At 45.6% G+C, this 12,548-nt stretch carries 10 protein-coding genes and 3 tRNA genes; 9 read left to right on the top strand and 4 right to left on the bottom strand.

The window, feature by feature from the left end:
• The first annotated feature begins 75 nt into the window (after positions 1 to 75).
• The 5 genes from WCK19_RS09395 (at position 76) to tuf (ending at position 2,817) form a co-directional block, all read left to right on the top strand.
• Positions 76 to 1,176, top strand: coding sequence for a 3-deoxy-7-phosphoheptulonate synthase (locus WCK19_RS09395; RefSeq protein WP_342397110.1), 1,101 nt, complete (start codon positions 76 to 78; stop codon positions 1,174 to 1,176).
• An 83-nt stretch (positions 1,177 to 1,259) separates the two neighbouring features.
• A tRNA-Thr gene (locus WCK19_RS09390) sits at positions 1,260 to 1,331 on the top strand.
• A 44-nt stretch (positions 1,332 to 1,375) separates the two neighbouring features.
• A tRNA-Tyr gene (locus WCK19_RS09385) sits at positions 1,376 to 1,463 on the top strand.
• A 31-nt stretch (positions 1,464 to 1,494) separates the two neighbouring features.
• Positions 1,495 to 1,567, top strand: a tRNA-Thr gene (locus tag WCK19_RS09380).
• 44 nt (positions 1,568 to 1,611) lie between these two features.
• The gene (gene tuf / locus WCK19_RS09375; protein ID WP_342397102.1) at positions 1,612 to 2,817 is read left to right on the top strand and encodes an elongation factor Tu; all 1,206 of its coding nucleotides are present in this window, start codon (positions 1,612 to 1,614) and stop codon (positions 2,815 to 2,817) included.
• Positions 2,818 to 3,017: 200 nt separating this feature from the next.
• Here the strand turns inward: tuf and WCK19_RS09370 are convergent, their stop codons facing one another.
• Positions 3,018 to 3,500 carry an Hsp20/alpha crystallin family protein gene (locus WCK19_RS09370; protein WP_342397109.1) on the bottom strand — a complete coding sequence of 161 codons (483 nt, stop codon included), beginning with the start codon at positions 3,498 to 3,500 and terminating at the stop codon, positions 3,018 to 3,020.
• 205 nt (positions 3,501 to 3,705) lie between these two features.
• Here WCK19_RS09370 and WCK19_RS09365 point away from each other — a divergent pair, with 205 nt between their 5' ends.
• A complete protein-coding gene (locus tag WCK19_RS09365; RefSeq protein WP_342397108.1) occupies positions 3,706 to 4,662 on the top strand; it encodes a tetratricopeptide repeat protein in 957 nt (318 codons plus the stop codon).
• 70 nt (positions 4,663 to 4,732) lie between these two features.
• Here WCK19_RS09365 and rffA read toward each other — a convergent pair whose 3' ends face one another.
• The 3 genes from rffA to WCK19_RS09350 form a co-directional block, all read right to left on the bottom strand.
• Positions 4,733 to 5,881 (bottom strand): dTDP-4-amino-4,6-dideoxygalactose transaminase, encoded by a 1,149-nt coding sequence (gene rffA / locus WCK19_RS09360; RefSeq protein WP_342397107.1) that lies wholly within the window; start codon positions 5,879 to 5,881, stop codon positions 4,733 to 4,735.
• A gap of 71 nt (positions 5,882 to 5,952) precedes the next feature.
• Positions 5,953 to 7,146 carry a glycosyltransferase gene (locus WCK19_RS09355; protein WP_342397106.1) on the bottom strand — a complete coding sequence of 398 codons (1,194 nt, stop codon included), beginning with the start codon at positions 7,144 to 7,146 and terminating at the stop codon, positions 5,953 to 5,955.
• A gap of 327 nt (positions 7,147 to 7,473) precedes the next feature.
• A complete protein-coding gene (locus WCK19_RS09350; RefSeq protein WP_342397105.1) occupies positions 7,474 to 8,937 on the bottom strand; it encodes a leucyl aminopeptidase in 1,464 nt (487 codons plus the stop codon).
• A gap of 370 nt (positions 8,938 to 9,307) precedes the next feature.
• Between WCK19_RS09350 and rpsL the strand changes: the two genes are divergently transcribed.
• The 3 genes from rpsL to fusA all read left to right on the top strand — a co-directional run bounded on the left by rpsL (position 9,308) and on the right by fusA (position 12,509).
• Entirely contained in the window at positions 9,308 to 9,769 is a 462-nt protein-coding gene (gene rpsL / locus WCK19_RS09345) for a 30S ribosomal protein S12 (RefSeq protein WP_341467509.1), read from the top strand.
• Between the two features lie 150 nt (positions 9,770 to 9,919).
• Complete coding sequence (gene rpsG, locus WCK19_RS09340) at positions 9,920 to 10,390, top strand: 30S ribosomal protein S7 (RefSeq protein ID WP_342397104.1); 471 nt, start codon at positions 9,920 to 9,922, stop codon at positions 10,388 to 10,390.
• 40 nt (positions 10,391 to 10,430) lie between these two features.
• A complete protein-coding gene (gene fusA / locus WCK19_RS09335) occupies positions 10,431 to 12,509 on the top strand; it encodes an elongation factor G (protein ID WP_342397103.1) in 2,079 nt (692 codons plus the stop codon).
• Positions 12,510 to 12,548 lie beyond the last annotated feature (39 nt).

Raw genomic sequence — 12,548 nt, 5'->3', positions numbered from 1 at the left:
GCATTTATTTATGCTGTGCTATTATAGTACAGATTTTGTCAAAGAACCATAATTTGGCGCTCAGGAGTGATTCAGGTGACCCACGACTACAAACAATACGAAGAAAAAGTTTATAATGTAAACGTAGAATCCTCGGAAATTCTTATTTCCCCAGCCGAAATAAAAGAATTGTTGCCGCTGACCGCTATTTCAGAAAGAACTGTGTGGCAAAGCAGGCAGACTCTAAATAATATTTTGGATCGTAAGGACCCCAGAATCTTTATGGTGATTGGTCCTTGCTCGATTCATGACCCCCAATCGGCTGAAGAATATGCTCAACGTTTGTGCAAACTTGCGGCTGAGGTTAGCGACACGATATTTGTGATTATGCGGGTTTATTTTGAAAAGCCGCGAACTACTGTCGGTTGGAAGGGTTTTATCAATGACCCCCATATGGATGATTCGTTCAAGATGCAGGAAGGGCTAATATCGGCACGGCGCATCATGCTGCAAATAGCAGAGATGGGTTTGCCCATTGGAACTGAAGCGCTTGACCCTATTGCAACCCAGTATTTCTCCGAATTGGTAACGTGGGCGGCAATCGGAGCGCGTACCACCGAGTCACAAACTCATCGCGAATTGGCGAGCGGTCTTTCTATGCCGGTAGGTTTCAAGAACGGCACCGACGGTAGCGTGCAGGTGGCGATTGATGCGCTGCTTTCCACTTTGCGCCCACATCACTTTTTGGGTGTGGAGCAAAACGGGCGGGTAGCAGTATTCGGCACGCGGGGAAATCGCTATGGACATCTGGTATTGCGGGGTGGGGGTGGTCGCCCGAATTATGATTCGGTAAGCATCTGGATGTGTGAACAGAGTCTTGAAAAAGCCAAACTTCCCTTAAATATTGTGGTGGATTGCAGCCACGCTAACTCGTTTAAAGATCCTAACTTGCAACCGCTGGTGGGCAAAAATGTGGTAAACCAGATTTTGGAGGGGAACAAATCTATCGTGGGTATGATGATTGAAAGCCATCTTTTTGAAGGTAGCCAGCCAATACCCAAAGACCCTTCTATGTTAAAATATGGAGTGTCGGTAACCGATAGCTGTCTGAATTGGGAAGCTACCGAAGAAATGGTACGGGAAGCTCACCAAAAATTACGCGATTATCTACCGGGTAGATTTAAGAAAGTTAGATAAAAAACCATAGGAAAAAAAATTTGACAAACAGGCATGCCATGCCTATAATATGAAACTGTTTTGAGGGGTAGTACCCGTGACATGCCGACGTAGCTCAACGGCAGAGCAACTGTTTTGTAAACAGTCGGTTGGGGGTTCGATTCCCTTCGTCGGCTTCATTCTACACTAGAAAATTAAATAAGATTTAGCATTTTTACGTGGACAGATGGCCGAGTGGTTAATGGCAACGGACTGTAAATCCGTCGAGCGGAAGCTCTTCACAGGTTCGAATCCTGTTCTGTCCACCATTTTATTTGGTGCTAAATCTATTGACGGTAAGCCCATGTAGCTCAGTCGGTAGAGCACATTCTTGGTAAGAATGAGGTCATCAGTTCGATCCTGATCATGGGCTTCTTATTTTGTCCAATCTTTACAAAAGATTAGAGAGGTAAAAAAGTGGCAAAGCAGAAGTTTGAGCGCACAAAACCGCACGTGAACGTAGGAACAATCGGACACGTTGACCACGGCAAGACCACCCTCACCGCAGCAATCACCAAAACGTTGGCGATGCGTGGCAAAGCCAAGTTTCGCGCGTTTGATAGTATTGACAACGCACCGGAAGAACGCGAACGCGGTATTACCATCGCCATCGCGCACGTAGAGTATGAGACCGATAATCGGCATTATGCTCACGTGGATTGTCCCGGTCACGCTGACTACATCAAAAACATGATTACAGGCGCAGCCCAAATGGACGGGGCAATTCTGGTAGTGAGCGCGCCGGATGGGCCGATGCCGCAGACCCGCGAACACATTTTGTTGGCGCGTCAGGTACAGGTACCCTCGATGGTAGTGTTCTTGAACAAATGCGACGTGATGGAAGACGAAGAGTTGTTGGAACTGGTGGAAATGGAAGTACGGGAACTGCTTTCGAAGTACAATTTCCCCGGCGATGACATCCCGGTAGTACGAGGGAGCGCCTTGAAAGCGTTGGAATGCCAGTCCACAGACTTGAACGCGCCAGAACTGAAGTGCATTTTTGATTTGATGGCAGCGGTGGACAGCTACGTACCGACCCCGGTACGGGCGATTGATAAGCCGTTCTTGATGCCGATAGAAGACGTATTCGCAATCAAGGGACGTGGCACAGTAGTAACGGGACGTATCGAACGCGGCACGGTGAAGGTGGGAGAAGAAATCGAGATAGTGGGAATGTCGGAAGAACTGCCGCGCAAGAGCGTAGTAACGGGCGTGGAAATGTTCCAGAAGACGTTGGACAGCGGACAAGCGGGAGACAACGTAGGCTGTTTGTTGCGCGGCATTGAGCGAGCAGACGTACAACGCGGACAGGTTTTGGCGAAGACAGGTTCGATTAAACCCCACACCAAAGTGAAAGCAGAAGTGTACGTATTGTCGAAGGAAGAAGGGGGACGGCACACCCCATTCTTCAACGGGTATCGACCGCAGTTTTACATACGAACAACGGACGTAACTGGATCAATCAAGTTACCGGACGGGATGGAAATGGTAATGCCTGGGGACAACGTGCAGATGACGGTAGAGTTGATAGTACCGGTAGCAATCGAGTTAGGGTTGCGGTTTGCAATTCGAGAGGGTGGACGAACGGTAGGAGCAGGTAGCGTTACCAGCATCATCGAATAATCCATACTGATTAGACTTGTAAAGGGGGCGGACATTTTGTTCGCTCCTTTTCTATTTCCGCTCATATGTAATGTGCGAATAAAGTTTGCGAACTATTTTTCACCTACACTCCGATTATTAGAATCCATTCAGATTTAAAGTAAAAAAAACCCGGAACAACCGGGCTTGTACTTACGGATTAAATAAGTCGAGATGAAATTCTAGTTTACTGCAACAGTCTGCGAATTAGCGGTTTGAATGGAAATACGTTTTACCTGCGCCTGTTCGGATTTGGGGAGGGTCAGTCGCAATAGCCCATTTTCGTAAACCGCTTCGATTTTTTCTGATTCAAACGCAAGCGGCAACTTGACTTGGCGGAAGAATTTGCCCTTACCTAATTCGGAAAGATGCGCCTTGAAATTGTCGTTTTCGCCGTGTGGGAAAGCGTTTGTATAATCATATTCACCGCTGATAGTTAGCACTTTATCTTTGACGTTCAGTTCAATAGCCTTTGGATCAATACCGGGCAATGAAGCCAACAGATAAAAATTGCCGTTGTCCTCGTACACATTCAAAGTGACGCTTTTGGTACTGTAACCGTACCGATAGGGGGCAGTGGTATTATTATCAAAAAGCTCATTAACTATATTATTAAGTGATGCTACTTCGTCAAAAAGCGAAGGGCGAATAATCATTCTGGTCATTTAAAGTTACCTCCAAACTAATAATTGGTTTCAAATCTATTGTGTTCGTGCTTACAGGATGAATTATAGCCTACTAGTATTAGAGCAAAGTATGGCTGATATAAGAGCAATGTTTGAAATCAGTTTGAGAAGTGTTAGAGTGCCTTGCTGTTGTATAATAGGGTAGTTGGTTATCATTACATTAATCTTGTAGAGAGGAATCGGCATGAGCGATGTGCAGAAGGCTAAAATGTTGCCTCAGAAGGTAGAAGATGAAGTAGCACCTGCCCAGTTGGAAGAGGACTTTGACGAAATAGCCGAAGAGGATTTTGAGGATGACGAGGAATTTAGCGATGAAGAGGAATACGAAGACGATGACGACTTCGATGATGGAGATGAACTTGATGAGAATGAAGAATATGTTGGGAATGCAGAAAGCGATCTTCTACTTCAGGCACGCCAATTAGCTGAGGCACTTTCCAATGGTGGACTCCTATCGCAGGTTTCCGCTATGTTCGGCGGGGGTGGGGTTATACCGGGTGAAGCTGCCTTTGTGCGTGGACGCAGTTTGCAGGCGGTTGACGACCTTAAAGGCGCGGCTGAGTCCTATCTGGATGCTATTGAGCAAAATCCTCAGCATTTAAAGGCTTATACTGCTTTAGGTCAGATTTTGTTGGCGATGGACAAGCCAGATGATGCGATTCCTTTCCTCGAAAAAGCTAGGGAGCTTGACCCTTATGATGCTGGGAGTTATTTATTTCTTGGCTATGCCTATTATGCCAAACAAGATTATGTTATCTGTGTAGATTATTTTGGGAAAGTTGTCGAGTTAGAGCCGACTCACCATCTTGCGTGGAACAATAAAGGTTATTGTCAGTACCTTAGCGGTGACCTTGAAGGCGCGGCTGTAACTTTCAGTAGGTCGGGTGATGTGGGAAGCGACCGCTCGTACTATAACTTGGGAATGGTGCAATTATTGCTGGGTAAAGAGAAAGAGGGTTGGCAAGCCTATGAGGATGCTGCTGATTTGGATCCGTATGGTTTGCAAATTGCCGAGCATCTAGGTGATTTGAAAGCTGCCATTGACCATTATCCGAAAGCTACAAGTTTGGTGGCTGCGGCTCAGCGAAAGTTGATTGAGCGTGCCGAATCTCTGGGTATCACGTTGGAAAGTGTTGGGTAAATTACAAAGCCTTAATCAAAAGTTAGCCCCCTTCTGTTTGACAAGAAGAGGGTTAACATGGAACGGATAACTAACTAAAGACCTCATGTAGTTGTGAAAGGATGTATTCTACGTCTTGTGTGGATAGGTGTGCGAATATAGGTAATCGTAGCAAGGAATTGCTAACCTTGTCGGTTATAGGCAAGTTTTCTACGTTACCATTGAAATAATCCACCATAAAGGGAGAAGAGTGTAACGGCACATAGTGGAACGTGCAGCTAATACCGCGTTTCTTCATGGCTGCCATTATCTCGTCCCGTCGTCCGTTGTTGATAAGCAAAGCAAAGATATGACCATTGTTGGTGGCGTTTGAGTGGAAAACCGGTCGCTTGACCAATCCTTTAGCTTCAAGTTCGGCAGTACCGGAATAGTAAGTATTCCAAATATCTATGCGGTTTTCATTTAATTCAGATGTTCTTTCAAGCTGTACCTTGAGTAAAGCCGCTAACATGTCGGTCAGCACGAAACTGCTGCCAAGGCTAACCCACGTGTATTTATCAACTTCCCCCCGCAGGAAGGCAGCCCGATTAGTGCCTTTCTCCCGGATAATCTCGGCTTTATGGGCAAGTTTGGTGTTGTTGGTAAGAAATGCGCCCCCCTCGCCACAACTGATGTTTTTGGTAGCATGGAAGCTTAAGCAGCCTATATCGCCGATAGTACCTAGCGGCTGTCCATTCCAACTTGCGCCTACTCCTTGAGCGGCATCCTCGACCACGTAAAGATTATGGCGTTTGGCTATGTCCATAATCGCGTCCATATCGCAACCCTGCCCGGCGTAGTGTACAGGCATAATTATACGGGTGTTAGGGGTGATAGCAGCCTCTATTTTTGAAGCATCCATATTGAAAGTATCGGAATCAATATCGACAAATACGGGAACTGCGCCCTGTCGGATAATGACGTTGGCGGTAGAAGTAAAAGTGAAACTTGGCAATATGACTTCATCACCGGGTTTTAAATCAAGGGTCATCATCGCCAATTCCAAAGCATGGGTGCAACTGGTAGTAAGCAAGGCATGTTTGACATTAAACATTTTGGACATCAACATTTCGGTTTCGCGGCAGAATTTGCCATCACCTCCAAGCGATTTCATCTCAATAGCACGTTGTACTGCTAGGTATTCTGCCTCACCTACGGTTGGTTCTGAAAAGGGTATGGTTCTTTGTATAGTCTCCATCATATGGCTTACCTGCTTGCTGATACATTTATCTATTACATTAACGTTCAAGACAATTGCCGATTTTGTTTTTATTAAATACTTATCGGTATTTTGCCTTGTTCCACTGGAGTATAAGTTTTAAAACCCAGTGTCGAGTCGTACAATTCCATCATATCTTTTATCAAGCGTTCGAGGCTGAACTCAGAACGCACTCGCGCCAAAGCGTTTTTACCGAGTTGGTTTGCCAGTACCGGGTTGCCTAGCAATTTTAGGATACCCTGTGCCAGCGCTTCACCGCTTTCAACGGCTACCAATAAGCCGCTTTCTTCATTAACTATTGCTTCCTGAAAACTCGGATGGTCGGTAAAAACACAGGGCTTGCCCATCGCCATAAATTCAAGCATCATGAGCGAGAAACCTTCGTGGATTGATGACATCACTGTAATATCCATTGCCTCTACATAGGGGAGGTAATTGGATTGGAACCCTGCAAAATGAAAATATTGGGCAATACCCAAGCGGGAGACTTGTTCTCTTAGCTCTTTTTCAAGTTTACCCTTGCCTACAATGACGAAATTAACCGCGCCTATTTCTTTAATGACTCTTGCGGCTGCATCAACAAAATATTTATGCCCCTTTTGCTCTACCAGACGACCTATAGCCCCCACTAATGGTAATTCAGGGTCAAACCCTAACAGTTCTTTAGCTTTTCGAGGATTGTGTTTAGGGATAAATTTTTCAAGCTCAATTCCACAATAGGAGCGATATACTTTCTGAGGGTCTCGTTTCAGCAATCTAATTTGTTCATTCCGGTTAGAATTTGAGTCCGTAATAATATAATTCGTTAGTAGGTCAAACGGTTTTATAATATATCGGGAATATAACTTTAAATTTGAAGACGGCGGAACATGTTCTGTTCTTAAAATAACTTTTACGCCTGCTAGTTTTGCTGCCAGAATAGGTCGTTTGCCTCCATCATAATTGGAAGTTTGGATATGAATAATGTCTATTTGGTTTTTCTTAAAAATTTGCGCTAAATTCCACACATCTTTAGCGAAACTTATACCTCTAGAATTGCCGGGAAAGGGCGCGGATAGTAATTCTAAGCCGGATTTTCGCACTTCTTCAATAAAGCGTGGAGGGCTGAAGCATCGGTTATACCCCGGTATAACAACGCATGGAAAATAGCGAGTGCGGTCTATATGTTTCAATAGATTAAGCACATATATTTCAACACCACCGAATTCTGTACCATCGTAAATATATGCAACTTTTTTGATATTCACTATTTTCGCACTTTCTATTAATGTTATGGTTTTGAAATTGCACACTACTAATTATGATAGTGAATCTCTTCAAAATCAGCTTAAAATGGCAAAAGTGCAAATGTAGTGTTATATTGTTGTGCAACTGTTTCATAATCATAGCCTTCCAGATAATTACTGTAATATAATCCAGATTATCTAGCATCTCTGATTACAATTTAAAGCAAAGTCATAACTTTAAGATTACCTTTGTAATAATGAAAGATTTCATTTCCGTAATGCTAACTTATTGAAGAGATTAAGTGAGGAATGGGTAGTGTTATGCTACCCATTCTCTATATATTATATTTAAACGTGGGCTAATACAAAATCAACAACGCTGCGGATAATGTAGCCGCTGGAACCTTTGGCGAGGTAAGGTTTTTCGCCCTCAGTATAGGCAATTCCGGCAATGTCGATGTGAATCCACGGCACCTCACCCGTAAATTCCTTGAGGAAGGCTGCGGCAGTGCAAGAACCGCCCGCTCGCCCGCCTGTATTCATTATATCGGCGATGCTGCTTTTGATTTGTTCGCTATATTCGGGATAGAGTGGCATTTGCCAAGCTTTTTCCCCTGCTTTCTCAGCGGTATCGAGAAATTTCTGGCTAAATTCATCGTTTGTACCGAATATTGCCGGGGCGGTATGACCGAGCGCCACAACTACTGCTCCGGTTAGGGTTGCCAAATCTACCAACTTGGTTGCGCCGAGTTGCCTTGCATAAGTTAGCCCATCGGCAAGGACGAGGCGACCTTCCGCATCGGTATTGATTACTTCAATGGTTTTACCTTCGAGGCTACCGATTATATCGCCGGGGCGGTAGGCGGTGCTACTTGGCATATTTTCGGCGGCGGGTACAATGCCAAGCACATTTATTTTTGGTTTCAGTTGTGCCAGAATACGCATTGCGCCGATTACCCAAGCACCACCGCTCATATCCATTTTCATGTCGCCCATGCTATCGGCGGGTTTAATGCTGATACCGCCGCTATCGAATGTAATACCTTTCCCTACCAACCCAAAATAGGGTTCATTTTCACCTGCGCCCTTATACTTGAGGACTATCATGCGAGGGTCGTGCGAACTGCCCTGTCCTACTGCAAGGATGGCTTTGAAACCGCCTTCTTCCAACCTTTTTTTGTCGAGTGCATCAAACTCCAAACCGTAGGTTTCAGCTACCTTGCGGGCTTCTTCTGCCAGCAATGCAGGATACATATTATTGCCGGGTTCGTGTGCCAGCGAACGGCTGAAATTTGCGGCTTCGCCGAAAACGACTCCGCGCTCAAAAGCATCTTTAATTGTGTTACTCTGCTCGCTTAAGAACAGCACATCTTCCAGAATTTTCTCTTCTTTGCCCTCTCCGGTACGGTATGTGCTGGTGTCAAATGCGCTTAAAACAATTCCTTCAGCATAAACCTGCGCTACCGCTGCCGCATCCAATTCTCCGAATGGAAGGGCAAAGGCTATTTTTTTAGCACCTTTTTTACGGAGTTGGCGAGCGGCTGTTCCCGCCAGATTGCGAGCGAAGCTTAGTTTGAAATCGGCTTTTTTCCCTGCACCGATGACCAATAATCTATTAGCAGGGGTGCCTTCCGGGTAGATTGAATTATCAGTTTCTAATGGCTTAGCGACACTGCCCAATTCTCGAAATTTATTAACCAGTTCCTTAGATTTATCATCAAGCAGACCCGGTAGCGTGGTATCATCACTGAAGACACCTACTACTAGCGCATCAAAGCCTCCCGATAATTTAGAATCAATTCTAATACGCATCAATTTCTCCCCTTTGTATATTGATAAAAGCTTTCAAATGTTACAATAAAAAGTGGCTGTATGCAATTGTGTAAATCCATTTATTAAGCAAAAACTAAGCTTTATATGCATGCAAAAGTTTGAGTTTTAGGGTATAATGTATAAGTTGTCCAGATGCTTTGAAGGGGTCTCAAACCTCCCACAAAATTGGTAAAGTTCTAAATTTGACAAAGACATCCGGGACTAGTATAATAACCGCCTATTGCCCCAAAAGGCGATGCTCAACTGCGGGTTATACCCGATTATCGGTTGAAAAGATAACATTTAGTTTGGTTGAGAGCCTTGCAAGGCTCAGTTTTTTGTGAAGGCGTTAAGCCACGGAGGAACTCAGTTGCCGACGATTAACCAATTGGTGCGCAAAGGGCGCAAACGTATTATAAAGAAGACCAAAGCCCCGGCGCTCCGCTTTAACTTGAATTCGTTAAAACAACGCGTGACTCGCGGGCGAGGATCTCCCCAGAAGCGTGGCGTATGTACGATAGTACGTACCATGACTCCGAAGAAACCGAATTCGGCGCTTCGCAAAGTAGCCCGTGTGCGTCTTTCCAACGGTATGGAAGTTACTGCTTACATTCCGGGCGAAGGTCACAATTTACAGGAACACTCGGTAGTGCTAATTCGTGGCGGTCGTGTAAAAGACCTCCCCGGTGTGCGTTATCACATAGTACGTGGCGCGTTAGATACACAGGGCGTAAAGGATCGCAAAAAAGCCCGCTCAAAATATGGCACTAAAGTTGCCAAGGGCAAAGGCAAAGGCGCACCAGTTAAGGGCGCACCAGCCAAAAAGAAGTAAGTAAAGAAAATGCTCAATTCGCCCTGTTAAAGGGCATAGAGAATATGCAAAGTCTCGGTAGAGTCGTTAATTCAGCGACATGGTTCGCTAGAAAACGTAATTCTACCAGTTTTTGCGCGTAATGCAGGAATTTTTTAAGGGAGAAACAGAATGCCGCGAAGAGCTAGAGTTGCCCGGCGGGAAATATTGCCCGACCCTGTTTACAAAAGCCGGACAATCCAGAAGATTATCAATAAAATAATGTACGGCGGTAAAAAGGGATTGTCAGAGCGGATAGTGTACACCGCACTCGAAATTATGGGAACCCAGACCGGGCGCGAACCAATGGAAGTTTTCGAGCAAGCGATGCGAAATGCTACCCCTCGTCTTGAAGTAAAACCAAAGCGGGTAGGTGGTGCTACTTTGCAAGTGCCGGTAGATGTCAAAGGTGAACGCGGTACCTCGCTTGCAATACGTTGGATACTTAACTCTGCTAGAAACCGTTCTGGGAAAAGCATGGCTGAGAAACTCGCTGCTGAGTTTTTGGATGCTTCCAATAATACTGGTACTACAATCAAGAAGCGCGAAGATACCCACAAAATGGCTGAGGCTAACAAAGCCTTTGCTCATTACAAGTGGTAGGCAATTAAAAACGTAGTAATTAAGTTTAGGAGGTAATCCTGTGGCAGTTGACGCTGCACTGGAAAAAACCCGTAATATCGGCATTATCGCCCATATTGACGCTGGTAAAACGACTACAACAGAGCGTATCCTGTATTACACGGGGCGTGTATATAAAGTTGGCGAAGTACATGAAGGCGCGGCTACAATGGATTACATGGCTCAGGAACGTGAGCGTGGTATTACCATTACGGCAGCTGCGACTACCTGTTTTTGGGCTGATCACCGCATAAATATAATTGATACCCCCGGTCACGTGGACTTCACCGTTGAGGTGCAGCGTTCTCTACGTGTACTGGATGGTGGCGTGGTTGTATTTGACGGTGTGGCAGGTGTTGAACCACAGTCCGAAACCGTATGGCGGCAAGCTGACCAATATGGCGTGCCACGCATATGCTTTGTCAATAAGATGGACCGCACCGGCGCAAGTTTCTATCGCTGTTTCGATATGATTATCGAACGGTTAGGAGCTAATCCAGTGGCAATCCAACTGCCCATTGGTCTCGAACAGAATTTTAAGGGCATTATTGACCTTATTGAGAATAAGGCAATCGTTTACGCCGATGACATGGGTAAAACTATGGAATCGGCTGAAATTCCCGCCGATATGATTGAAGAAGTCAAGAAGATGCGGGAAAAGATGGTTGAAAAGATTGCCGAAACCGATGATGAATTGACCCTCAAGTTTTTGGAGGGTGAGGAAATCACCGTTGACGAATTGCACATTGCGATTCGGAAGGCGACTATTGCCCGCAAACTCGTTCCGGTGATATGTGGGGCGGCTCTACGCAACAAGGGTGTTCAGCCTTTGCTGGATGCAATTGTGAGTTATTTGCCTTCTCCGCTGGATAAAGACGAAATTACTGGCATTAACCCAGATACGGAAGAACCAGAAACTCGCTCTCTGGACAGCAACGAGCCTTTTTCCGCGCTGGCTTTCAAGATTGTAGCTGACCCTTATGGTCGGTTAGCCTTTTTCCGCGTATATAGCGGTAGGGTGAAGAGTGGTTCTTACATTCTGAATAGCACCAAAGGCAGAAAAGAACGTGTAGGGCGCATTGTTCGGCTACATGCAGACAAGCGTGAAGATGTAGAAGAGGTCAGTGCTGGTGATATTGCGGCTATTGTCGGTTTGAAGGATACCTTTACTGGTGACACGCTTTGCGACCCTGAGAATCCAATTGTGTTAGAGCGCATCAAGTTCCCTGAGCCGGTTATTGAGCTTTCGCTGGAACCGAAGACCAAGGCTGACCAAGATAAGATGGGTCTTGCTCTTTCCAAATTGGCTGAAGAAGACCCTACTTTCCGGGTCAAAACCGATGAGGAAAGCGGTCAGACTATTATTAGCGGTATGGGCGAGTTACACCTCGAAATCATCGTTGACCGTATGAAGCGCGAGTTCCGAGTTGAGGCTAACGTCGGTCGTCCGCAGGTAGCTTACCGCGAAACCATTACCAGTAAGACTAAGGCTGAAGGTCGCTTCGTCCGACAGTCCGGCGGTAAAGGTCAATACGGTCACTGCTGGATTGAAGTCGAGCCATCCGAGCGCGGAGTTGGGTTTGAGTTCGTCAATAAAGTCGTGGGTGGTTCTATTCCGAGAGAATATATTCCGGGTATTGAATACGGCGTTAAAGAAGCCTTGTTGAATGGTATTATTGCTGGTTATCCGGTAATTGATGTCAAGGTCACTCTAATTGATGGCAGCTATCACGAAGTTGACTCTTCGGTAGATGCTTTCAAGATTGCTGGTTCGATAGCCATCAAAGAGGGTGTACGCAAAGCTCATCCTGCTATTCTTGAGCCGATTATGAAGGTTGAAGTCGTCACCCCCGAAGAATTCCTTGGTTCAATTTTGGGTGACTTGAATTCACGTCGCGGTCAGATAATGGGTTCTGATACTCGTGGTGGCAATACTCAGGTAATTATGGCGCACGTGCCGCTTTCCGAGATGTTCGGCTACGTAAATGACCTTCGCAGTAGCACTCAAGGTCGTGCCGTTTATTCGATGGAGTTCGACCATTACGAGGCGTTGCCTAGAACACTGCAAGAAGAATTGGTTGCTAAAGTCCGAGGACAGTAGTTATTTGAGGCAGGGGTGACATTATTGCCCTTGCTGTAT

The organism is Candidatus Chlorohelix sp. (genome assembly GCF_037138995.1).
Lineage (GTDB): Bacteria > Chloroflexota > Chloroflexia > Chloroheliales > Chloroheliaceae > Chlorohelix.
The sequence above is the reverse complement of the archived record's forward strand: the minus strand, read 5'-3'. Positions and strand labels throughout refer to the sequence as shown.

Bases quoted from the DNA above. Each gene is read 5' to 3' on its own strand.
- WCK19_RS09370 (WP_342397109.1), bottom strand. From the start codon at position 3,500: ATGACCAGAATGATTATTCGCCCTTCGCTTTTTGACGAAGTAGCATCA.
- WCK19_RS09365 (WP_342397108.1), top strand. From the start codon at position 3,706: ATGAGCGATGTGCAGAAGGCTAAAATGTTGCCTCAGAAGGTAGAAGAT.
- rffA (WP_342397107.1), bottom strand. From the start codon at position 5,881: ATGATGGAGACTATACAAAGAACCATACCCTTTTCAGAACCAACCGTA.
- WCK19_RS09350 (WP_342397105.1), bottom strand. From the start codon at position 8,937: ATGCGTATTAGAATTGATTCTAAATTATCGGGAGGCTTTGATGCGCTA.
- rpsG (WP_342397104.1), top strand. From the start codon at position 9,920: ATGCCGCGAAGAGCTAGAGTTGCCCGGCGGGAAATATTGCCCGACCCT.